This is a genomic window from Paracoccus aminovorans, from assembly GCF_001546115.1.
In the GTDB taxonomy this organism is placed as follows: domain Bacteria; phylum Pseudomonadota; class Alphaproteobacteria; order Rhodobacterales; family Rhodobacteraceae; genus Paracoccus; species Paracoccus aminovorans_B.
The window spans coordinates 193,432-214,812 of sequence record NZ_KQ955210.1 but is presented as its reverse complement, the minus strand read 5'-3'; the positions used below and the strand labels follow the sequence as shown (position 1 = coordinate 214,812).

Here is a 21,381-nt window from a genome sequence, read left to right as displayed (position 1 = left end):
CTGTCGGAGAAGTTAAGCGAGACGGGCTGCACTATCTTCTATTCTTTTCAATAGGCGCAGGAAATCCGCAAATTCCCTTAGCCCCAAAGATTGATGCGGTTGGTTCGATAAGGTACTCGGTATCGGACAGGTTGTTGTCCGTAACAGGTACTACCGGAACGTTTCCCGCTTTCGAAATTTTTCATGAGATCAACGGGTCAAAGGTAGTCGATCTAAATCGGCCTCCGGTGGATGGCGCTAGCCCGTTTGCGCTGATTGATTTTGGTACAGGGGTCAACACTCGCAATTATGCATTCGAGTTCACGATCCCGCGATAGGGTGCGTGGAAGAAGAAACTGTGTTGTTCCAATTTTTCATCTTGGCATTACCTCATCCATCGGCCAGCAATTCAGCCGCGAGAGTTCGCAGCGCATGCGCCGCAACCAGCGGAACCACGCCGTTGCCACAGAGCCGAAGCCGGTCCACCCGATAGGCCAGCCCATCAGCGCCTCGACGAACAGCGGGTTCAAGGTCCGGCGCGGCTCGGAGGTATCGCGCCCAGCCATCGGCGTCGCCAGGACCTGGCGGCCAAGCAGGCCATTCACCGGCGTGTTGGCAAGGCTCGTCGCGCCATCTTTGTGATCGCGTGCCGTCGGCGTCATCCACAGCCCCGCCGAATGGGTCAGGTCGGCCAAGCGGCGGTTGCCCGCGCTCGGCTTGCACCCATCGTTCGCCATCGGCGTCGGCCACATAGCGGCCGTGGTCGCGAGGTTCATCCCATGCTGGCCCGCTTCCTGCGATGGCGTCGGCTTCGTCTGCCGGTTCTCGTTGGCACTGGCCCTCGGCGTCGGCCAGAGGCGCAGCAGTTCCGTCCGGTTCCCGCCACTCGACCGGGTTCCAGAGCAGGCGCGCGGGGTCGGCCAGCTCGTCCCCCTCGCGGATGGCGAGGATGAACAGCCGCTCGCGCCTGTGGGGCGCGCCGACTTCCGCCGCCGTGAAGAGGCCTGCCGCAAGGCGGTAGCCCATGCCGACCAGTCCTGCGGCGACTTCGGGGAAGCCGAGGCGGAGATGATGGTCGACATTCTCGAGAAATACGAAGGGCGGCTCGACCTCGCCGATGATCCGGGCGACATGCGGCCAGAGGTGCCGCGGATCATCCGCACCCCGGCGCTTGCCCGCGACGGAGAACGGCTGGCACGGATAGCCCGCAGTGACGATGTCCACCGCGCCGCGCCACGGGCGGCCGTCGAAGGTTCCAACGTCGTCCCAGACAACTGCCTGATCCAGGGACGCGTCTTCCATCCGCGCCACGAGAGTGGCTGCGGCGTAGGCTTCCCGTTCGACATGGCCCACAGCACGATATCCGGGGATGGCGATGGCGAGCCCGAGATCGAGCCCGCCAGCGCCGGAGCAGAGCGAGAGGCCGAAGAGGCATGCGTCTCCGGCTCCGGAAGCGCGTCCGGAGGAAGGTAAAGCCAGGTCATCCATGTCACGCGGCGGTCTGGCGCTTTCGCGCGGGTTCGGGGGCGGCGTCCGGGTCCGGCGTATCGGCCCGGGCCTCGGCATCGTCGCCCAGCCGCTCGGTCCTCACCTGCGCGAAGGTCCGGCCGTCGCCATCAAGGATCGCGTCGCGGCCGGTCTCGGCCTGCCAGCGCTCGACTGCGACATCGACATAGGCCGGGCTGATTTCCATCGCGAAGACGCGGCGGCCATTGGCCTCGCCCGCCATGATCTGCGACCCCGACCCCGAGAACGGCTCGTAGCAAAGCCCGCCGCGCGCCACATGCTGGCGCATCGGGATCCCGAAGGCGTCAAGCGGCTTGGGCGTCGGGTGGTCTGGCCGGTCATCCTTCGCGAAGCTGGGCAGCGCCCAGGTCGATGGCAGGGTTTCCTCGGCCACCTTGGGCGGCCGGTTCGGGCGGCGCCAGCCCATGAAGCAGGGCTCGTGTTTCCACAGGTAATGCGACCGGGTGAGAACCCCGCGGTCCTTCACCCAGATGATCTGCTGGTGCACGAAGGCCCCGGCCTTTTCCCAGCAGGCTTCCAACATCGCCTGGCGGCGGGACGCGTGCCAGCAGTACCACGCAGCATTGTCAGCGATGGCTTCCGCCACGGCGGCAGAAATGAAGCCGTCGTAGAGTTCCGCGCCCTGCGAAGAGTCGTCCCAGGTGGTGCCGTAGGACGCCGACCAGTCCTTGTTGCGGGTCGGATGGTTCGAGCCGTCATAGTCAACGAGATACGGCGGGTCGGTCGCGAACAGGATCGCGCGCTCGCCATTCATCAGGCGGCACACATCGTCATGGTTCGTGCTGTCGCCGCAAAGCAGCCGGTGATCGCCGAGGATCCACAGGTCGCCGGTGCGCGACGCCGGATTCCGCGGCGGCTCAGGGATGGTCACCGGCGGCACGGAGCCCCCGGTGCCACCTTCTTCCCCGTCCGCCTCCGGCACGAATGCCAGCAGCTTGTCGAGTTCGCCGTCCGAAAAGCCGACCAGTGACAGGTCGAAATCCTCGGCCAGCAGGTCGTTCAGTTCCGCCGAGAGCAATGCCTCGTCCCAGGTGCCGAGTTCGGTCAGCTTGTTGTCCGCGATCCGGTACGCCCGGCGCTGCGCCTCGGTCAGATGGCCCAGCACAATCACCGGCGCCTCAAGCAGCCCCAGTTGCGTCGCGGCCAGCACCCGGCCGTGGCCCGCGATCAGTTCGCCGTCCTCGGCGACGAGGCAGGGCACGGTCCATCCGAACTCGGCCATGCTGGCGGCGATCTTCGCGACCTGGTCCGCGCCGTGCATCTTCGCGTTCTTCGCGTAAGGCTGCAGGCGCACAAGCGGCCAGGTCTCGATCCGCTCGGGGGCGAAGGTCAGCGTCATGGTCGGGTGGCTTCCGATATGAGGGTGGATGCTGGCCGGATTCTGGACACTGGATGCCGCGCTGGACTCCACGCAGGGTCCAGCGGCGTCCGAGGTGTCCAGCCGAAGGGCCAGCGTTTATTGGGGTTTGCACGGGGTCAGGTGGATCCGGCTTTCGGGCGGCTTCCCAAAAATCCGGCCCTGTCGCTGGCGATGCGCCGCGCTTCGCCCGCCAGCATACGAATATCGCCAGGAAGGAACCAAGATATCAAAGGCTTGGCAGTTCGGACCCCGACTGGTCCCCTCTCTGGACCCCGGAAGCCAGCGGCGCGGCCTCTGCCTGCGCGCTCCACTCCCGAGTATATCGCTATGGATAGCTGCTTTGGGGCGATCCGTCTCACCATGCGATGTCTCGCGAGAAACCGTCTCACGACCCGGAATGGGATTGACAAGATCCTCAGTCGTCTTCGGGCGACACCAACTTCAATGGGCCGCGCTGATACGGCATTAGACCATCTTCTTCGTATTTTGCGATGAGATGCTGTCGGAGTTGTTCCTGCTCTTCGCGCAGACGTCGGCCTGCTTCCATCGCTTCGGCAGGAATATCCTTTTCCATGATCTCGCGGAGCTGCACTTCCACCTGGGCCCCGACACCACGAAACGAGAAGTCTTGCTGGTAGCCCTTCTTGAACACATAGCTGAGGATAGCAGCCGAACCATCGGGGAGTTCCTTCCCGGCGAGGAACTGCCGAAACAGCCAGAGCGTCAGATCTGCGATCTGTATCCCCGCGCTATCGTCGGAGCTCGAGACTTCGAAGGTCGAACCTGGGACCTTGCGTAGAACCATTGTCTCACCGGGTCGGTGGATTGGCTCGCCGGAGGCGTTTGAAAACATGCGGTGCCACTCTTCAAGCGAACTCTCGAATTGCGACTGCCTATCATGGATGATCTTCTTTAGAGGGCGGTTCCACCGTTTCGAGAACCCTTCCAAGCCGTCGAGCAGGTTGGCGAATGCTACCATGTTCGGCATGTGCCCGTTCTTGGCTTGGCGCCCCGCGATGAAGATGTCGAGGGCTTCCGGGTGGCCGCGCGACCACAACAGGGTTTCTGTGACGACATCCCTCGACCTCTGGTCGGCAAGCAGATGCACGTTCTCAAGGATGGCGTCGCAAATGGCGGGGATCTTCGCGCGCGCTTGTTTCTCGTTGCGGGCCATCAGCATTGACCAGAACTCGCGGGCAATCTCTTCGGTCAGGATCGTCGCAACCTTGAAGCACAGGGTCAGCTTCAGAACCCTCACGTTGTAGGCATTCCAGTTCGCCGCCGGGTTCTCGCCGGAATCAAAAAAGGTATCGTAGAGCTTGGTGGCGACCAGATACCGCTTCTCGACACGCGATACGAAAAACCTCGCGTCGACCCTCTTGAGGATGTTGAGGAGATCGGGCGCGATCTTCTCGATCGGTCCGAAGCCAAGGATCGAGGCATGCAGGGACGCGATGCCGTGTTTCCTGCAGAGGGCGCTCAGCGATTTCTTGTGCAGGACATCGAAGTTTGACTTGGTAATGAGCGCTCCCGTGAAAAAATCTGGCTGCGCTTCGTCGAAGATGTTCGAGCCAGTATTCCCAGTTTCGTCAACGAACGCGAACAAATCTATCTTCCCGTGCTCAGCCAGCTGCTCGCACGATATAGTCGATAGATCGCCTAGATGGCACCCGTTTCCCATTCAATCGCCAGACGATGACCGCAATGCCGTACTGCCAGCGCCGGTTCGCGGTGGCACGGCTGATGCCCAGTTCCCAGCAGATCGGCTTCCATGGCTTGCGGTTCGCCCGCAACCAGAGCAGGCGAGCGTCGCCGGGTTCGGGCCAGCGCAGCCAGAGCAGCGCATCCTCGGCCTGCGTGATGTCGCGCGGGCCCGGCTTCGGGCGTCGCATCCGTGGTTCCTGGCCAACCTGATCAGCGAAGCTGTGGAAGTACTCGGGCCAGGCGTTGAAATAGCCCTGCGGTTTCACCTCGGGCAGCGAACGGAACACGTCGGCCGCTCTCTCGAGCCGGTCCTCGACCATGATGGGCGTCCAGTCAGCCATTTGCGACCTCCCGTTCGGCCGCGCGCGGCCCATAGAGCTTTTCGCCCAGTTGACGCACCAGTTCGCGCTCGGGCCAGGTGAGCCGGGGATCGTCGGCAGAAATCGCCAGCAGACCCTGTTCCTGCCACCCATCCCGCTTGACCTGCTCAGGATCCCGTCGTTGGCCGCCGTAGCCCCTTGGATGCCACCTCATGCGACACCCCCGTTCGTCTCAATCGCCCAGTGTAGGACTGCGATGGCATCCGCCTCGTTGTCATCGGCGGGGCTGAAGCCGCGCGACTGGACCGCAGCGATCATCGTCTGCTTGTCGGCGTTACCCTTGCCGGTGGCGTGACGCTTGATCGTTCCAACCGGAACGCCCTGATAGGGAATGCCACGCAGTTCGGCCCATGCCGTGAGGGTGGCCATCAGCCCACCATAGACATGGGCAGCGTCCGTCCCGACATGGCGCCGGACTTCCTCGAACCATATCGCTGCCATGGGCCCTGACAGTCGGTCGACCTCGGTCAGCCAGTTGGTGAAGCGCAGGTAGCGCATTCCACCGCCGTCGAAGCGACCGGGACGCAGCGAGACGGTCCCGCTGGTGATCAGCCCGTCACGACCGCGCAAGGCCCAACCTGTCGTCGTCCCGAGGTCGAGGGCAAGGATGCAGGACGCAGAAAGGCACCTCGGTTCGAGGTGCAGGTCAGCTGTCTCGGTGGTCAGCGTCATGATGAAGGCTCACCTGAATTGTGGGCCTTCGGCTTTGGTCACGGGCAGAGAATCACGCCATGCGTGCCCATTCAAGAAAAATGCGCCTGACGACGCCTCTGTCCCACTTGGTCGTGGGGTGTCCCACTTGCCGATCAAAGTGGGACGCCAGATTTTCCTTTCAAAACATCGCGTGTCCCACCTGTCCCACTTGTCCCACCTTTTGCCTTACGTCGCATGAGGAAGAATGAGGTCGGCCGGGAAACATACGCTCCATATAGGAAAGAGAGAAGTTGGCGATCCAAGTGGGACCGGTGGGACGGCATTGATCTTGAACGGTTTTTTCTGTCCCACCTTGGGCTTGAAGTGGGACATGACCTGAAGTGGGACGGCTGCCATAAGGAAAAGGGGCACCCGGATGGATGCCCCTCGATGCCTGACAAAGCTATCCCGACGTCAGCCGCCGCACTGCCGCTTGCGGTAGCGCCATTCGCGGGTCGCGCCCGCGCCGCTACGGTACCGCTCCCAGTCCCTCGACTTCAGCCAGGCCCCCACGCGCATCTGGTCGCCCTTCGTCCATTTCGCGGGTTCGATGCCGAGCGCACCTTCAAGGATTTCGCCCACCGACACATCGCGGATCGGCTCGGGACGTTCGAACTCTTCATCCTGCCAATCCTCATAGCCCGCATGGCCGCGATTGACGCTGCGGGTGTCATGGGTCAGCCACCGGTCGATACGGGCGTCCCAGGCATCCGCCTGGTAGCGTGCCTCCTGCGCGTCGGCGGCTTCGGCAAGGATCGCCGGATCGTCGATCCACCAGATCGCGCCTTCGCGGAAGCGATGGACGGCTTCGGCCCAGAGCTGGTCCCGGTCGCGGGCCAGCGCCGCGATGTCGATGGTCCCGCAGCGCAGCGGCCAGAAGCGGCGGTTGCCGGTCTCGTCGCGCAGATAGGTGTCGGGATTCACCGTGCCTGCGAAGACGCACTGGCGCGGCACCTCGACGGTGTAGCGGCCGTATGGCGGGCGGAAGCGGTCTGTGGTGCGGGTCAGGAAGGCCTTGATGCGCGAGACCTCGGCCCGGCCGATGGCATCGAGCTCTGCGATTTCCACGATCCAGACGCCCTGCATGTGGATGGCGGCATCCTTTGACCCAAGCTCGGGCAGTTCGTCGGTGAACCAGGCTTCACCCGCCAGCACCTTGATGGCGGTCGATTTGCGCGCGCCCTGCGGGCCTTCGAGGATCAGCATGTGATCGGCCTTCACGCCGGGGCGAAAGATGCGCGCCACGGCCGAGATGAGCCAGAACGCGCCGACGGTATGGTGGAACGCGGTCGGGGCAGCGCCGAGATAGGTGCTGGTCCAGGTCTCGATCCGGGGCGTGCCGTCCCAGCGGAGATGTTCCAGCCAGTCGCGTACGGGATGGATACGGTGTTCGCGGGCGACGGCGCCGACGGCACGGCCGACCACGAGCGGCGCGACATTGACCCCGCGCAGCTGCAGCCATTCCGCGGTCCGGACATCGTCTGCATCCTCCCACGGACGGGGAAGCGGGCCGGTCGCGGTATCCCAAGGGAGCGGTTGGCGGACAACGATCTCCTGCGAGAAGTCGTCGAAGGCCAGCACGCCCGCGAAAGCGACGTCGGACGTCAGCGCGATGATGACATTGGCCTCGTTGCGCTCGGGCGTTCCGACCAGATCCTGTCGCAGGCGGTTGAACCAGGCCGGTTTGGCGATCCGCGCATGGGGATCGCCGGAGACGTTCACACGCTTCACCAGTTCGATCAACTGCTTGTCGAGGATCGACATGGCGATGCCGGTCGTGGTCTTGATGCGGGCAAGGATCTGGCGCGCGGGCAGCGGGTCCAGCCGCGCAAGGGCAATGCGGCCGAGAAGTTCGCCAAGGGCAGAGATATCGGGCGGGTTGGTCAGCCCATCGGCAGCCGCCACCAGTTCAGCGATGATGTCGCCGGCAGACGGCAAGCGATCCATCGCGGCGGGCGGGTCTTCGGTCGGCAGCCCCTGGCGCGGGCCGTAGTTCTCGGCGCGCGCCCCGCGCAGCAGGTCGTCGTTGAAGTCGTCGCCATGCAGCGGGACCACGATCTCGTTCGGAATGTCGGCCCGGTTCAGCCGGTCCGAGAGCGTGGCGGCCGCCTGACGACCGGCATCGCCAGCATCGGCATAGATCGTGACCCTTGTGGTGCCCTCAGGCCAGCGAAAGCGGGCGAGGCCATCCGCGGACAGCGCCGCCCAGACGGCGGTGCCGAACAGGGCATGCGCTGCGAGGGCGGTCTCGATGCCTTCGGCAATGCCGAGATGGCCGTCGGCAGGCATGGCGAACAACCGCACGGCCGCGTCGGCCACCGAACCCAGCATCTTCTTGCCGGCAGGCGCCTTGGCACTGCCGTCATCCATGAGGAAGGTCCTGTGGATGCCCGGCGCGCGGGTGCCGTCCACCAGTCGAGGCAATGCGATCAGTCCCGGCCATCCACGCCGCGTGTCGAAATCCGGCAGGTCAGGATGGAACAGCAGATCCGGGCATCCCGGATCGCCGAGCCCGCGCGCACGCAGATAGGCTTCGCCCACTGTTCCGGCGAGCGGCTGGGCGCCATCGACCAGACGCGCAACCTCGGTTGAATGGTCGGGCTTCGGGCGCGGTGCGGATCGGGGCATGGGGCGATCCATCCCGGCAATCCGCGCCGCTTCGTCGAAGAGCGCGCCGTCGCTCAGCCCCGTCGCTTGCGCGATCAGATCGATGGGCCCGGCGCTTTCTCCGGTCGCATAGTCGAAGCCCCAGCCGGCATAGGGCCCGTCGAGGTGGATGGTGCACGATCCTTCCTTGCGCGGTGGGCGGCCGGACAGGTCGGCACAGCGCAAGGAGCGACGGTCGCGCGCAAGCCGCGCCTCCGGAAAGATGCCGGGGAGCCAGTCGCCAGCGGTCGCGGCCAGCCGATCCTTCACGGCGGCCAGATCGTGGCGTGCCTTCGGCGTGGCGACATCGTTGAGATCGATCATCGCGTCCCCTCACGCCAAGAGGACGAGGCCGCGCTCGGCGCGGGTGATGGCAGTGTAGAGCCAGCGGCGGCGGTCGATCTCGCTGCGGCCCAGCCCGTCGTCCCAGACGATCACGTTCTCCCACTGCGATCCTTGCGCCTTGTGGGCGGTGATCGCCCAGCCGAAGGTCGCCTCGGTCAGCTTGCGCTTTTCCCGCCAGTCGCGATCATGACGCTTGGCATCGTAGGCGACGTGATCCTCGAAATGCCCCTTGTAGATGCGCAACCGGCCCGGACGGCCGTCCCTGTCGAACGGCGTGACACGTCGCCCGTCTTCATCATGCACCACGGCCGAGAAGTAGAGGCTACCCTCGTCGACGATATCCTCAAGGGTCAGGAACATGCCGTTGATCAGACCGAGCGAATTGTCGTTCTTCAGACAGATGATCTTTTCCGCCCCGCCGGTGGGAAGATATGTCCCGCCCAGCCCGGCCGCCGCGCGCATCGCATTGTTCAGCTGCAAGCGCGTCGCGTTCAGGCCGCAGATCAGTTGCCCGCCGCGAAGCGCCTGATCCGGCGTGATGTCGCCCTTGCGTAGCTTGGCGACATGGGCGTCGTAAATCCCGAACCCGATGGGCTCCCCCATCCGCGCCATGGTGGCGAGACGGATGATGGCGCTTTCGGCCGCCTGGCGGTGAATCTCTGTCAGCATCATGTCGGGCGCGTCCCGGGTGAAGGCCCCTTCGCCCTTGATTGGCGGCAGCTGGCCGGGATCGCCCAGCACGAGGATTGGCTTGCCGAAACTCATCAGGTCGCGGGCCATCTCCTCGCCCACCATCGACACCTCGTCCAGCACGATCAGCCGCGCATCCGCGGCATCGCTTTGTGGGTTCAGGGCGAAACGGGGATGCTTCATCGCGGACAGCGCCTGGCGCATCGCCTCGATCCCGGCTTCGGCCGCGGTCCTGTCGAAACCGGTGAGCCTGCGCGCGGCAGTCTCGGCTTCCTGAACCTTGGCGGCCGCGGCGGCAATTTGCTCTTCGGTCGACTCAATGACCGAATAGATCAGGCTGTGGATGGTGCGCGCTGGCGTGCCCTTGCGAGTCAGCACCAGTGCGGCCTTGCCCGTGAAGGTCGCGGTGACGACGCCCGGCACGCAACTGCCGTCCTTGGCGCTGCGGTGGGGTGACAGACCGAGGTCGTCGAGGGCGAACTTCAGGACCGTGCTCTTGCCCGACCCAGCATAGCCGAAGAGCCGGAACACCTGCTGCTCCTCGGTGCGGTTCTCGAACCAGTCGCGGACTTCGGCGATGGCGGCGGCCTGCGCGGCCGAGGGGACGAAGTCAGACACCGCCGCCCCTCCAGCACCGCTCTGCCCATGCGCAGGGCGCGTGCCATTTGCCGCCGGCCATGCCGCCCCGGCAGACGACCGCCGTCGGCTCGGTGGCCATCCGGGGCAACCATTCCCCCGCCGCCGAGGCCTGTACGACCGTGACGGCGCGATCCGACATCTCCTGCGCGAGGCGGGCATCGAACGGGACGAGTTCCGCGTGCAATTCCATCGTGTCGCGGTTCAGCGCGGTGAACAGCGCCGGGTTGGGCAGGTCCATGTAAGCCTGATAAAGGGCGATCTGGGCGGCATAGACAGGCCGCGCGACGCTGACGCCGCGCTTGACCACATCCTTCCAGCTGGAGGCCCCGAGCGCCTTGTTCTCCCATAGGGCGGGATAGTCCATCGCGATGGGGCCCGAGACGAAGCAGCCGTCGATATGGCCCTTGAACCGGCCCGCCATGGCCTCGAAGCTGAACTGGCGACCATCGGGTCGCTCGGTGCGCAGGTCGAACCCGGCGACCCGGAACCAGTTCGCGACGATGTCCTCGGCCCGGTGGCCCGCCTCGAAGATGCGCAGCGTGCGCGGCGCGAACTCCTGGCCTTCGTCCTTCGGGACCGCGAGGAAGTCGTACTGGATCTGGCGCAGGCAGTCGCGGCCAAGACCCGAGGAACTGACATAGGTACGCGGACGCTCGGCGCGATGGCGCGCGGACAGCGCCGTATCGATGGCGGCGGACACGGCTTGCGCGATGGGCGGGCGTGGTGCGCCGGCGCCGTAGAGGAAGCCCGATTTATGGTTCAGGTCGATCATCGCTCGCGCTCCCAGAAGCCGCCGGCCTGCGCGATGCAGGTCAGCTTGTGGAACTGCGCGTCCGTTAGCCGGGCGCTCTCGCCGAACAGCGCCAGCTTCTCGCGGAGGCTGTCGCAGAACTCGATCTCGAAGTCGGTGACGGCGTTCCCGGTGGCCGCCTCGAGCAGAGGCTTCCAGCTGCAGGACGCGGTGTCGTCGTTCAGGTCGATCATCGCGCGCCCCCTCAGAACGGAATGGGGTCGTCATGGGCCGTGCCGGTCCGCTCCTTGCGCGCACCCTGCGCCAGCATGCTGTCCACGTAGCCGGTGACGGCCGCTTCGATCAGCCGATCGATGTCGGCGGCGGTGCGGTTGAAGAAGGGCGCCATCAGGCCGAGGTCGGTCAGCGCTTCGGCGAACAGCACCCGGGCGTCGCGGATGGCCTGTGCCTCGCGGGCGGTCTTGTCGATCATGCCATTGTTCCTTTGAGCGATTGCGCTGCCCAAGTCCTGACAGCGGAGCGAGCAGAAGCGGTGATAGGGATAGCGGTCGTGCTGGAGCCGGTGGACGTAGCCAAAGCCCCGGGCCTCCCGGACGCAGACGGCGCATAGCGCTACCCGAGCAAGAGCGTCGCGATCAGGTCGTCCTGCGGCCAGTCCTGTCGGTGAAGCCGTTCCGACTGCATCACGATCCAGCGCGAGATGGCGTTCACCGCCATGGCCTCGAGCTCGCCGAGGGTAAGGCTTGCGATGGGTTGGTGCAGTCTTCCTCGGGCCTCGAGCCATGTTCCGATCTCCAGCGCGGCGGCGCGCGTCACATGCGCCTGCCATTCGTCCGGGGTCATGGGCCGGTCGCCCGGCCCAGCCCCTTCGGGCTCGGCTGTGGTGGATCGCGCCGACCCACCCGACCGCCGCTTTCGCCGCGCCTCAGCCATTGAGCCACGCGGGCATGGCGGGGGTGCCCGGCGCAGCGGGTGCGGGGGCCTGCGGCGCGGGGGGAGCGGCCGGGACATTCTGCGACCCCCATGCGGGCGCCGGTGCCGCGGCGGGCTGCGGTGTCGCGCCCCAGTTCGGCGCCGCAGGCGACGGTTGCGCCGCGCCCCAGGCCGGTGCCGGAGCCTGCCAGCCCGGCGCCGCGACGCTCGCGGCCTTGCGCGGCGGGGCGTTGACCGGATCGGGCGGGACGGTTTCTCCGCGCATGATGGCGGCATGCTGCGGCTCATCGGGCAGAACGACGTTGGCGATGCGGTTCTGGTCGCGGTACTGCGGGTTGGACGCGGGCTCCACCATGATGCGCGCGGCGAAGACGATGCCCTCCAGATGCCGCAGGCCGGGCAGAACCCGCTTGGCCTTGGCGGCGGGGCTTTCGTCCCTGGGATCAAGGCCAAGGGCGCTGTCCACGATGGCGCGAAAGGTGGATTTCGAGATCTTCCAGCCGATGGACTGGCCTTTCTCGTCCAGCTTGCCGCCCGCCACGGTGAAGCTCTGCCAGAACTTGCGGCGGGCATGCGGGCCGTCGACCACGGTGAATTCGCAGTCGAGCATGCGGGCGTCGCTGGACTGCGAAGCCTTCAGCAGCCCCGCATCCGCCGGGGTCGCGCCGTTCACGCCGCCGGGGCGAATGGTCAGCCGCACCTTGGCGAAGGTGCCGTCCGGGATCAGCTCGCCGATGGGGGCCATCTGCGGCTGGGCGTCGTTCAGGTCGTAGCTCATGGGATCATGTCCTTTCAGGGATCAGGAGGCGAAAGCGGATTGGTGGGGCGCGCGGCCGTCGATCCGGGCGAGCAGCGCGCCGAGGTCGGGCGGTTCGGTCAGGTCGAGGCGGCCAGACCGGTCCTTTGCAGGAAGGCCCCAGGGGTTGCCGGACTTGCAGGCAAGACGGCGGTCGGTGGCGGTCTCGTCCAGCACCCAGCCACCCTCGGCATCGCGGGCGAAGAGGTGCATCGACACGACCTGGTCCACGATGCCCGGCAACTCCCGCCCGGCCTTGCTGCCTTCCATCTGCGGTTGCCAGGTGACGGTACCGAAGTCGTCGGTCACCTTTTCCAGCACGCCGACGAAGATCACGGTCTTGCCGCGCGCATGCTGGAGGTGCTTCAGCGCCTGGATCACCTCACGCCCCAGAAGCCCGTAGGCGCCTCGGACATCGGGCTTGCCGGTCCGGTCCGAGAATGCCTCGGGCTGCTGGCGGGCATAGGCCATCGCCTGCCGCGTCAAATCGGTGATCGAGTCGACGAAGACGATGCGGCGCGCGGCAAGGAAGGCCTCGATACCGCTGTCGCGGTGCTGGGCCTGCAGCCAGGCATGCCGTTCGGTCCCGTACCAGGACTGCGGATGTTGCGCGGGGTCCGGCCCGCCGATCAGCACGGCAAGATCGCGGAAATCGGTGAAGCTGCGCACCGGGATCGACGCGCCGCGCCAGTCCTGCACCGATTTCATCCCGGCTTCGAGGTCGAGGCAGACGGTTTCCTCGGCAGGCAGGGACTTCAGAAGCGTGGTCTTGCCCACGCCCGGTGGGCCAAAGATGGCAAGCGAGGTCTTGTTCTCGGCGGCCGAGAGGCGTTCGTCGGCGGTGATGATGCGGAAGGCCATGGGGTTCTCCGAAGGATTGAAAGGGCGCGGCGGCGGGGGTGACCGGGTGCCGAAGGGGAACCTGCCCGGCGTTACCGCTCGGGCGTCCCGCCGCCGCGCGTCACCGGTCTCGGGTCTCGAGCCGGAAGACGGGTTTGCCGGTGGTCTCGGACCGGGCGGCAGCGAAGCCCTCGCGCATGGCGTCGGGCCAGGCCCCGAAGCGGCGTTCCGGCACGCGATATGCAATCTCGAGATACTGGGTCGGATCGTCGCCGGCCTCGCGGATCCGGGTTGCCATGGTGGCCAGCCGGTCCTGATCCCAGGTGACCTTCTTCGGCAGATCGGCGATTACCACCACGCCCGCATCCTCGATCCGGACCGTGCCGGAGGTCTTGCCCTGTCCAGACCGCTTGGCCTCGGTCGCGGCGCCATAACGCTGCGCCAGTGCCGCCTCGAAACGGTCCTTCAGGCGCTTGACCCGGGCGCTCTCGGCCGCTGCTTCGTCCTGCAGCGCAAGAAGCAGCGCAGCGGGCATGTCGGCGATCTCGCCAATGGACAGCCGATCGAGGTCGTCGAACGTTGGCAGGTTGTCGAGGCGGGCCTCGGTCGGCGCCTCGGTGCTGGGGAACGGCATGGCCATCAGCGCCCCTCCCGCTTCAGTGCCGCATCCACGGCGCGGTCCGTGCCGACAGCCCCGGCTTCACGCGCCAGACGATGGAGCTTTTCCAGCGCCGAGGATCGCTGGATGGCCGCGGACAGTTCGGCATTCGCGGCGACGATCGCGATGGCGATATCGTCGACACTCGCGGTCTCGACGGGCAGCGGATCGGTGGCATTGCCGGGACGCCAGGAGGCGGGGATCACCTCCGGCAGATCCTCAAGGCTGCGGAAAGCCTTGCGCAGGCGCGCAAGCGGGCCGTCGGTCTCGGTCATGTCGTGGTCTCCGTTGAGGGATGGGGCCGAGTTTCCGGCCAGAAGGAAGTAGAGGGACGGAGGAAGCCGATCCCCGATCCAGGCAAGCGTGGCGCGCATCAGGCGGCCTCCTCTGTCGCGATGAGTTGGGAAAACGGGATCGGCGCATGGCGCGGCTTGGTCCGCGCGATGGCCAGATAGGCGAAGCGATCAGGGCCGACGCGGACCTGCACCAGATGCACCAGCGCGGCCTCGAAGGCGCGGTGGGCGGCACTGGCCAACGCCCCAAGCCTGCGGCGCTCCGGTTCCGGCAAGGTGGAAATCACCGCCGTGGTATCGATCCCGAGAAACCCGCGATGATACTCAAGCCGGTCGCCCGGCATGGCCTGGCCGATCCAGGCGCAGAACTCGATGTCGGTGAGCGGCCGGACCTTTGCGGGCGTGAATTCGGTGAGGGGCATGACGATCATCTCCATGTCGATCCTCTACTCACGCCGCTTTCGAACCGTCCCACTCGGCCCCAATCCCGCGCATGGCGAGGTCGAGCCGCAGGCGGGCGATGTGACGGTAGAGGGCGGAACGGGAGGTGCCGGTGCGTTCGACGATCTCCGCGACAGCGCATGTGCCAAGCGCCGCGCAAAGCCCGCGCGCTTCCCCGGGCAGGCCGCCCAGCACCCGGGCGAGATCGTGGTGGGTCTCGGCGTCGTCCGTCGCAGAGCGGTCCTGCCCATGCCAGGCGGCCAGACCATCGGCCTCCGCAAGCAGGCAGCCCAGCGGCTCGGTCGCGCCGGAAACGGGGGCATCGAGCGAAAGCACCGTGCCGCCCTGCATCCTGCGCTGACGGTGATGACGGATGGCGATCCGCGAGGACTGGTTGCGCAGGACAATGTTGGCGAAAGCACCGATGCTGCCACGGCGCGCGTCGAAGCCGGGCAGCCGGCAGATCAGGTCCACCAGCAGGTCCTGGCGAAGATCGTCGAGATCGGCGGCGGGCAGCATCAGCTTGCGATGCAGGCGGCGCGCGGCAATGGCTGCCTCGTCGATCAGCGTGGCAAGGTCGTCGGGGGAAATCGGCGGAAACATTCGGGAGCACCTCGGAACATGTTGCTGTTGGTCCGAATGTGCCGCTCAGCCCGCTGCTGCCGGTGTGATTGCCGTGTGTTTGTTATGTGCGGATTGTGTGTGACGGCCTCAGGGTTCGATGACCACTTCGGCAGGGTCGAGGCCGAGCCGATAGCCGCGCGCGCGAACCGTCGCGACCAGCGATTTCGCCTGCGCCTCGGGCATGCCCGAGGAGACGAGCGCGTTGCGCAGGTCGCGGGCGATTTCATTGGCGGGACGGCCGGTCTGCCTCTCAATATCCTGCTTTTTCAGGACTGGATCACGCTTGACGGATTGCTCGATCAGCAGCCGAAACAGCGCGAACATCTGTGTCGGCAGGTCGAGCCGACGGCCGTCGAGAGTGACCGATTGCGCCGAAAGCGTCATGACAAGGCGCGGCACTGAAGATGGCGGATCGAGGACGAGGCGTTCCGTGCCATCCGACCCTGCCTTGAAAACAGCTGCAATTTCGTGGGGCTCGACTCCGGCCTCCCGCAGCCTGACGGCGATTGTTGCGGAAAGGTCGTGGACGATTGCCATGATCGGCTTTGGCCCCACTGCCGCCCTGATTGCCATCACCGCGCCCGGCGCAACCAGATTGTCGGCATCAAATGACAGGACCACGGTATGGCCGGACGTGGTGTCCCCCAATAGCCAGACGCCGTCAGCAATGCATGCAACTGCGCCGCCCAGATTCCCGCTGGCAGCAATCCGGGCCACGAGCCGGTCGACGTCGACCGAAAAACGGCGCAGATCGTCTTTCTGAAGGATCACGTCTTCGGACTGATCGTGCGGGCAGCAAGCGCGGAACGCATCACCCGACTGTTCGAGGGGGCGAGCATCAAGCCCGCAGTCGCACTCGGCGCAGACCGACCAGGTATCGGCCTTCCGTTCCTCGATCAGCACCTGCGCCCGCAAGAGGCGCTCGACATCGCTTGCGGGAAAGCGGCCCAACGCCCGGCCCGAGATCGCGACCCGGGCGCCGCCCTCACTCAGCCGCGTCCACAACCATGCCAGCATCGCGGTCCTTCTCGAGCCCGTTGCGCTGAACCAGCGTGTGGATTGCCTTCTCGAACCGCGTCCGGCGGAAGGCGAGCGTACCCGGTGGCTTCAGCCGCACTGTGACCTGTGCCGGTCGCTTTGCGCCGGTTTCGAATGCGACCCGGAAGGTGATCTCGCCCAACCGCCAGCCCCGGCCGAACCGCACCTCGCTGCCCCGGAAATGCGTCAGCGCGCCGCCGGATGCGTCCTTCGACTCCCAGCTGCGCACATGCCGCCAGCGCTGATCCTCTTCATCCCGCTCGAAGAGGTCAGCAGCGGCAGCCACGATCCGGACCTCCTTGATGGTCTCGTCATAGCGATGCTGGAACGCGAAATCGGGCCCGGCATCGCTGATCGGATCGAGCGTATAGAGATCGCGGGCGTCCCGCCCCGAGAAGAAGCCCGGCCACCGCAGAACATGCCGGGCGAAAAGCTCGGCGATTTCGCCTTGCTGCGCCTTGACCACGCCGCCCACGAACAGGCGCCCTTCCACCGGGGAGTACCGCAGCACCGCATATTTGACCGCGCGAAGGGTGATGATCTCTTCCCGATCCCCGGTGACCACCGGCGTTGTAGTCACTTGCGCGCCGTGGCTGATCACCAGGTTGATTTCGCCGTCTTCCTCATAAGGCCCAAGGCGGCAATATTGACCCTGAAGGTCCTGCGAAAACAGATTGATCACCGCTGCCTTGAAAGCCTCGGTCATTTCTTCGGTCAGGTCCGCCCCCACGTCCCGCTCTGGCCCGCGGAACTCTGCAGGCGATGTCGGCGCACGCAGCGCATGAAAGTCGGCTGCAGCCTCGAAAACGCGGTGATGCAGCAGGTAGGTATGAAGCGCGACGTGCTTGGGATCATGGCGTATGGGCGCTGCCTCGGTGTCGTCAGGGTCGGGCTCGGGATAGAGAACCACGCCACGACGCCGGGCTTCGTTCAGAATAAGCTGCATGCCCTCGCTGGTTCCAAGCTCGGCAACGCGATGCAAATCGGCGACCATTCCGGCGTTCCAGCCAGCAACGGTTCCTTCGAAATGCGCCGCCAGAGCTGCCCGAATGGTTGGGGCCTCTCCCTCGAATGACACAGGCAGTTCGTCCTCGCCGAAGTGCCGAACGAACAAAACCCGCATCAAGGCCGGATCAATGGTTTTGAGAAACTTCGGATTAACAAATTTCTTGAGATCGGAACCCACGGGAATACCTCGCAAACGGCCGGCCTGTTCTGATTATGTTCTACCCGATGGATCAACCATGAGTCGAGTCCGGCCTTTTGCGTAACCGCCATTTTCTCTGCGGGACGTTTTTCGGATCGGCTGAGTAGAGGCAGGGCAAGCCAACACGGACTTGCTCGCATGAAACGTCCCAATCCACTGCCGCCCGACCAGATGACCGCCGCCGAGCGTCGCACCGAGTTGTGCGGTCTGCTCGCCCTCGGGCTGGTGCGGCTGATGCAGCGTGCGCGGGGCGAACCTTCTGACGATGCTGGAGAAATTCGCCTACACTATCCGGCTGACCGATGCCGTCATGCAACCCAGAACCCTACGGAGACCGCATGACGACTCACGACCCCATCCCCGCGCGACTGGCGGCGCTGAAGACCACGCCGACGCCCGACCTGAAAAAGCAGTGGCGCGAGTTGTTCGACAGCGAACCGCCGCCGTTCAACCGGCGCTACCTTGAATCCCGCCTAGCTTACCGCATCCAGGAACTCGCCTATGGCGGGCTGAAGCCCGAGACCGTCCGGCGGCTGGAACGGCTCGGCGAGGAACTGGACGGAGGCGACAAGAAGAAGCGCGGCATGCGCCTCGACCGCGATCGCCCCATCACCGGCACGCGCCTCCTGCGCGAATGGCAGGGCGTCGAATACATCGTCACGGTCACCGCTGACGGCTTCGAATGGCAGGGGCGGCCGTACAAGTCGCTGTCCGCCATCGCGCGCGCTATCACCGGCACGCGCTGGAACGGCTGGGTCTTCTTCGGGCTCAAGAACCACAGGGGGCGGACATGACGAAACCCGTCGTCCGCAAGCTGCGCTGCGCAGTCTACACCCGGAAATCCTCCGAGGAAGGACTGGAGCAGGAGTTCAACAGCCTCCACGCCCAACGGGAGGCCTGCGAAGCCTACATCGCCAGCCAGAGGTCCGAGGGCTGGGTGCTGGTTCGCGATCAGTATGACGACGGCGGCATATCGGGCGGCACGCTGGAACGCCCCGGCCTGAAGCGGTTGATGGCCGACATCGAGGACGGGCTGGTCGATGTGGTTGTGGTCTACAAGATCGACCGCCTCAGCCGCTCGCTGGCCGATTTCGCCAAGCTGGTCGAGGTGTTCGACCGGAACGGCGTCACCTTCGTCTCGGTGACCCAGTCCTTCAATACGACCACATCGATGGGAAGGCTGACGCTGAACATCCTGCTCTCCTTCGCCCAGTTCGAACGGGAGGTGACTGCCGAGCGGATTCGCGACAAGGTCGCCGCCAGCCGGAAGAAGGGGATGTGGATGGGTGGGGTGCCGCCCTTCGGCTACCGGGTGGAAAACCGGAAGCTGTTGGTCGACGCGGACACCGCCGCGCATGTGCGCTGGATCTTCGCCCGCTTCATCGAGATCGGCTCCTGCACGGTGCTGGCCCGCGAGGTCGACGCACGGGGGCTCGGGACGCCTCGTGGCAACCGGATCGACAAGAAGTATCTCTACCGGATGCTTTCGAACCGGGCATACCTTGGCGAGTCGGTCCACAAGGGCGACAGCTATCCCGGCGAACACGACGCGATCATCGACCGCGAGACTTGGGACAAGGTTCACGCCATCCTGCAGGAAAGCCCCCGCAAGCGCGCCGCCCGGACTCGCGCCGACACGCCCGCGCTGCTGAAGGGACTATTCTTCGGTCCCGATGGCGCCGCGTTCTCGCCGACCCATACTCGCAAGGGCTGCAAACTCTACCGCTACTACGTCAGCCAGACGGTGCTGAAGCACGGCGCGGGGGCGTGTCCTATCGGCCGCGTGCCTGCGGGCGAGATCGAGGCCGCCGTCATCGACCAACTCCGTGCCGTGTTCCGCCAGCCAGAGATTATTGCAGGAACCTGGAAGACGGCGCGTGCCCACGCTGACGACATCTCCGAGGCCGACGCACGCGCGGCCCTCCATAAGCTCGATCCGCTGTGGGACGAGCTCTTCCCGGCTGAACAGGCGCGCATTGTGGCCCTGTTGGCCGAGCGGGTCGAGATCGGCGTCAGCGGGATCAAACTCCGCCTGCGCATGGAGGGGCTGGCGGCACTGGCGCGCGAAATGGCTACCGACATTGGAGCAGCAGCATGACCCGCGACACGCCGATCCCCGACACCATCACCATCCATGTCCCGTTCCGCGTCGTGAAGCGCGGCGGAAGGAAGGAGATGGTGCTGCCGGAGGGCGGCGCACAAGCACGAAAGCCGGACAACACGCTGGTCAAGGCGCTGGCGCGCGCCTTCCGCTGGAAGGGGATGCTGGAGTCGGGCGAGTTCGCGTCGATTTCCGAACTGGCCGAGAAGGAGGGGATCGCCTTCACCTACATGGCGCGGCTGATGCGGTTGTCGCTCCTTTCCCCGGAACTGGTCGATGCCGTGATGGACGGCCATCAGCCCGCGAATATTACACTCGCCAATTTGATGGACCCGTTCCCGGCCGACTGGAAAGAGCAGCACGCGCTCTGGTCCGACGTTAACTGATTCCCGCGTGCAAAATGGCAACCGGCGCGATAGGTAATTCAAAACAAGACCTTTTCGTGAGCTCGCGCGCCGCATGTCCGACATTTCCGACCTGATCCTGACCCTGTCACCCGAAGACGGTTCCTCCATCGGCAACGGAGCCATGCTGGCGCTGCTGCGCGAGCACATGCCGGACCTTGCCGAAGACGACTACATCGCCGCGCGCGATGCGCTGATCGATGAGGGCGTGCTGGGGCGTGGCAAGGGCCGTGGCGGGTCGATCTTCCGTGTCACCGATGAACCGGACGATGAGGATGACGACCTGGATGAGGATGAGGGCGACGAGGACGATGGGTTCGAACTGACCCACACCATCGAGCCCGCGCCGCGCCAACGACGGGCCAAGACCGGGAAGAAGGCCGCGCGCAGGCCGGACGGGCCGGTGCAGGTGCTGTCCTACCGCCATGGCGAGACGCGGGTGAACAACCCCGAGGTGGGCATGGTCCATGCCGGCACCGATCCGGATGGCGACAAGACGGTCTGGGCCTATGACCCGCATCTCGACCCGGTGCTGAACTTCGACTCTGCGCGCGCGGGAATCGAACGGCTGATCGACGATGCGCTGGCCTCGGGCGATCCCGAACGGATGAAGGACGCGCTGCAGGAACTGAAGCGGCTGCAGGCGCCCTATCTGAACTGGACGGGCAAAGCGGAGCGGACCAGCGTCGAGGTCGATACCGTCTCGCTGCATGTGCACGAACGGGTGGACCCGGCGACGATCCTCGCCAATGCGGCCAGGCGGCTGAAGGGCAAGGATCCGGCGACGCAGTGGCGGCAGCCGGACCTGTTCGCGGCGCCGTTCGAGAACCTGCCGCTGCGCCAGGCGCTGGATTTCTACCACCACGAAAAGGGCTGGTCGAACCGGCTGGTGGCGGGCGACAGCCTCTTGGTGATGAACTCGCTGCTGACCAAGGAGAGCATGGGCGGCAAGGTTCAGATGATCTACATCGACCCGCCCTATGGCATCAAATACGGCTCGAATTTTCAGCCCTTCACGAACAAAAGAAAGCTGGCTGACTCGGATAAGGATGAGGACCTTAACCAAGAACCCGAGATGATCAAAGCGTTTCGAGACACTTGGGAACTCGGCATCCATTCCTACCTCACCTATCTGCGTGACCGGTTAATATTGGCAAGAGAGCTACTGAACGACAGTGGATCGGTCTTCGTTCAGATATCTGATGAGAACGTGCATTTGGTCAGGGGAGTGCTGGACGAAGTATTCGGCGTAACGAATTTTGTCTCGCAGATATCATTCTCGAAAACAGGATCTGTGACTGGCAGCCACCTTGGAAAGGTGTGCGACATCCT

Annotated in this window: 26 protein-coding genes and 1 pseudogene; 6 read left to right on the top strand and 21 right to left on the bottom strand. The window is 65.4% G+C overall.

Translation table 11 applies throughout. The features are described 5' to 3' along the window. A partial coding sequence (locus ASV56_RS24205) for a hypothetical protein (RefSeq protein ID WP_216635421.1) occupies window positions 1-317 on the top strand: 317 nt, incomplete at its 5' end. A 36-nt stretch (window positions 318-353) separates the two neighbouring features. On the opposite strand, the gene ASV56_RS24650 is transcribed toward ASV56_RS24205, so the two are convergent. From ASV56_RS24650 to ASV56_RS23775, 21 genes and pseudogenes are all read right to left on the bottom strand, one after another. After that, window positions 354-674, bottom strand: a complete 321-nt coding sequence (locus ASV56_RS24650) for a hypothetical protein (protein WP_253880189.1) — start codon at window positions 672-674, stop codon at window positions 354-356. 286 nt (window positions 675-960) lie between these two features. Further along, window positions 961-1,467 (bottom strand): annotated as a pseudogene (locus ASV56_RS24645) (DNA cytosine methyltransferase); the annotation flags it as partial. A 1-nt stretch (window position 1,468) separates the two neighbouring features. Next, entirely contained in the window at window positions 1,469-2,845 is a 1,377-nt protein-coding gene (locus ASV56_RS18830) for a site-specific DNA-methyltransferase (protein ID WP_062563535.1), read from the bottom strand. A gap of 436 nt (window positions 2,846-3,281) precedes the next feature. Beyond that, complete coding sequence (locus ASV56_RS18825; protein ID WP_062563534.1) at window positions 3,282-4,472, bottom strand: DUF3800 domain-containing protein; 1,191 nt, start codon at window positions 4,470-4,472, stop codon at window positions 3,282-3,284. A gap of 16 nt (window positions 4,473-4,488) precedes the next feature. Continuing rightward, entirely contained in the window at window positions 4,489-4,911 is a 423-nt protein-coding gene (locus ASV56_RS18820) for a DUF6362 family protein (RefSeq protein ID WP_062563783.1), read from the bottom strand. Continuing rightward, on the bottom strand, window positions 4,904-5,104 hold the full coding sequence (locus ASV56_RS23110) for a hypothetical protein (protein ID WP_082724931.1): 201 nt from the start codon (window positions 5,102-5,104) through the stop codon (window positions 4,904-4,906). The genes ASV56_RS18820 and ASV56_RS23110 overlap by 8 nt, the downstream gene beginning before the upstream one ends. Beyond that, window positions 5,101-5,622 carry a crossover junction endodeoxyribonuclease RuvC gene (locus ASV56_RS18815; protein WP_062563533.1) on the bottom strand — a complete coding sequence of 174 codons (522 nt, stop codon included), beginning with the start codon at window positions 5,620-5,622 and terminating at the stop codon, window positions 5,101-5,103. The genes ASV56_RS23110 and ASV56_RS18815 overlap by 4 nt, the downstream gene beginning before the upstream one ends. A 435-nt stretch (window positions 5,623-6,057) precedes the next feature. Beyond that, the gene (locus ASV56_RS18810; protein WP_062563532.1) at window positions 6,058-8,613 is read right to left on the bottom strand and encodes a VapE domain-containing protein; all 2,556 of its coding nucleotides are present in this window, start codon (window positions 8,611-8,613) and stop codon (window positions 6,058-6,060) included. A gap of 9 nt (window positions 8,614-8,622) precedes the next feature. Further along, window positions 8,623-9,942: an ATP-dependent DNA helicase gene (locus tag ASV56_RS18805; protein ID WP_062563531.1), complete on the bottom strand. Its 1,320-nt coding sequence runs from the start codon at window positions 9,940-9,942 to the stop codon at window positions 8,623-8,625. After that, complete coding sequence (locus ASV56_RS18800; RefSeq protein ID WP_062563530.1) at window positions 9,935-10,735, bottom strand: hypothetical protein; 801 nt, start codon at window positions 10,733-10,735, stop codon at window positions 9,935-9,937. The genes ASV56_RS18805 and ASV56_RS18800 overlap by 8 nt, the downstream gene beginning before the upstream one ends. Then, window positions 10,732-10,947 (bottom strand): hypothetical protein, encoded by a 216-nt coding sequence (locus ASV56_RS18795; RefSeq protein WP_062563529.1) that lies wholly within the window; start codon window positions 10,945-10,947, stop codon window positions 10,732-10,734. Before ASV56_RS18795 ends, ASV56_RS18800 begins: the two co-directional genes overlap by 4 nt. A gap of 11 nt (window positions 10,948-10,958) precedes the next feature. Beyond that, window positions 10,959-11,186, bottom strand: a complete 228-nt coding sequence (locus ASV56_RS24050) for a DUF6511 domain-containing protein (RefSeq protein ID WP_062563528.1) — start codon at window positions 11,184-11,186, stop codon at window positions 10,959-10,961. 140 nt (window positions 11,187-11,326) lie between these two features. Then, window positions 11,327-11,557, bottom strand: coding sequence for a hypothetical protein (locus tag ASV56_RS18785; RefSeq protein ID WP_062563527.1), 231 nt, complete (start codon window positions 11,555-11,557; stop codon window positions 11,327-11,329). Between the two features lie 82 nt (window positions 11,558-11,639). Then, window positions 11,640-12,425, bottom strand: coding sequence for a hypothetical protein (locus ASV56_RS18780; RefSeq protein ID WP_062563526.1), 786 nt, complete (start codon window positions 12,423-12,425; stop codon window positions 11,640-11,642). Between the two features lie 21 nt (window positions 12,426-12,446). Further along, complete coding sequence (locus ASV56_RS18775; RefSeq protein ID WP_062563525.1) at window positions 12,447-13,304, bottom strand: ATP-binding protein; 858 nt, start codon at window positions 13,302-13,304, stop codon at window positions 12,447-12,449. A 100-nt stretch (window positions 13,305-13,404) separates the two neighbouring features. Then, the gene (locus ASV56_RS18770; protein ID WP_062563524.1) at window positions 13,405-13,923 is read right to left on the bottom strand and encodes a hypothetical protein; all 519 of its coding nucleotides are present in this window, start codon (window positions 13,921-13,923) and stop codon (window positions 13,405-13,407) included. Continuing rightward, entirely contained in the window at window positions 13,923-14,216 is a 294-nt protein-coding gene (locus tag ASV56_RS18765) for a hypothetical protein (RefSeq protein WP_062563523.1), read from the bottom strand. The genes ASV56_RS18770 and ASV56_RS18765 overlap by 1 nt, the downstream gene beginning before the upstream one ends. A gap of 98 nt (window positions 14,217-14,314) precedes the next feature. Further along, complete coding sequence (locus ASV56_RS18760; protein ID WP_062563522.1) at window positions 14,315-14,671, bottom strand: hypothetical protein; 357 nt, start codon at window positions 14,669-14,671, stop codon at window positions 14,315-14,317. Window positions 14,672-14,684: 13 nt separating this feature from the next. Beyond that, window positions 14,685-15,278, bottom strand: coding sequence for a sigma factor (locus ASV56_RS18755; protein WP_062563521.1), 594 nt, complete (start codon window positions 15,276-15,278; stop codon window positions 14,685-14,687). 108 nt (window positions 15,279-15,386) lie between these two features. Further along, window positions 15,387-16,316, bottom strand: coding sequence for a helix-turn-helix domain-containing protein (locus tag ASV56_RS18750; protein ID WP_062563520.1), 930 nt, complete (start codon window positions 16,314-16,316; stop codon window positions 15,387-15,389). After that, window positions 16,285-17,523, bottom strand: coding sequence for a hypothetical protein (locus ASV56_RS23775; RefSeq protein WP_156429246.1), 1,239 nt, complete (start codon window positions 17,521-17,523; stop codon window positions 16,285-16,287). Before ASV56_RS23775 ends, ASV56_RS18750 begins: the two co-directional genes overlap by 32 nt. 159 nt (window positions 17,524-17,682) lie before the next feature. Between ASV56_RS23775 and ASV56_RS23100 the strand changes: the two genes are divergently transcribed. From ASV56_RS23100 to ASV56_RS18720, 5 genes are all read left to right on the top strand, one after another. Continuing rightward, entirely contained in the window at window positions 17,683-17,886 is a 204-nt protein-coding gene (locus ASV56_RS23100; protein WP_082724930.1) for a hypothetical protein, read from the top strand. Beyond that, on the top strand, window positions 17,883-18,338 hold the full coding sequence (locus ASV56_RS18735; protein WP_062563517.1) for a DUF2924 domain-containing protein: 456 nt from the start codon (window positions 17,883-17,885) through the stop codon (window positions 18,336-18,338). Before ASV56_RS23100 ends, ASV56_RS18735 begins: the two co-directional genes overlap by 4 nt. Next, window positions 18,335-19,642, top strand: a complete 1,308-nt coding sequence (locus ASV56_RS18730; protein ID WP_062563516.1) for a recombinase family protein — start codon at window positions 18,335-18,337, stop codon at window positions 19,640-19,642. The genes ASV56_RS18735 and ASV56_RS18730 overlap by 4 nt, the downstream gene beginning before the upstream one ends. After that, on the top strand, window positions 19,639-20,031 hold the full coding sequence (locus ASV56_RS18725; RefSeq protein ID WP_062563515.1) for a hypothetical protein: 393 nt from the start codon (window positions 19,639-19,641) through the stop codon (window positions 20,029-20,031). Before ASV56_RS18730 ends, ASV56_RS18725 begins: the two co-directional genes overlap by 4 nt. A gap of 73 nt (window positions 20,032-20,104) precedes the next feature. Next, a partial coding sequence (locus ASV56_RS18720) for a DNA methyltransferase (protein WP_172823803.1) occupies window positions 20,105-21,381 on the top strand: 1,277 nt, incomplete at its 3' end.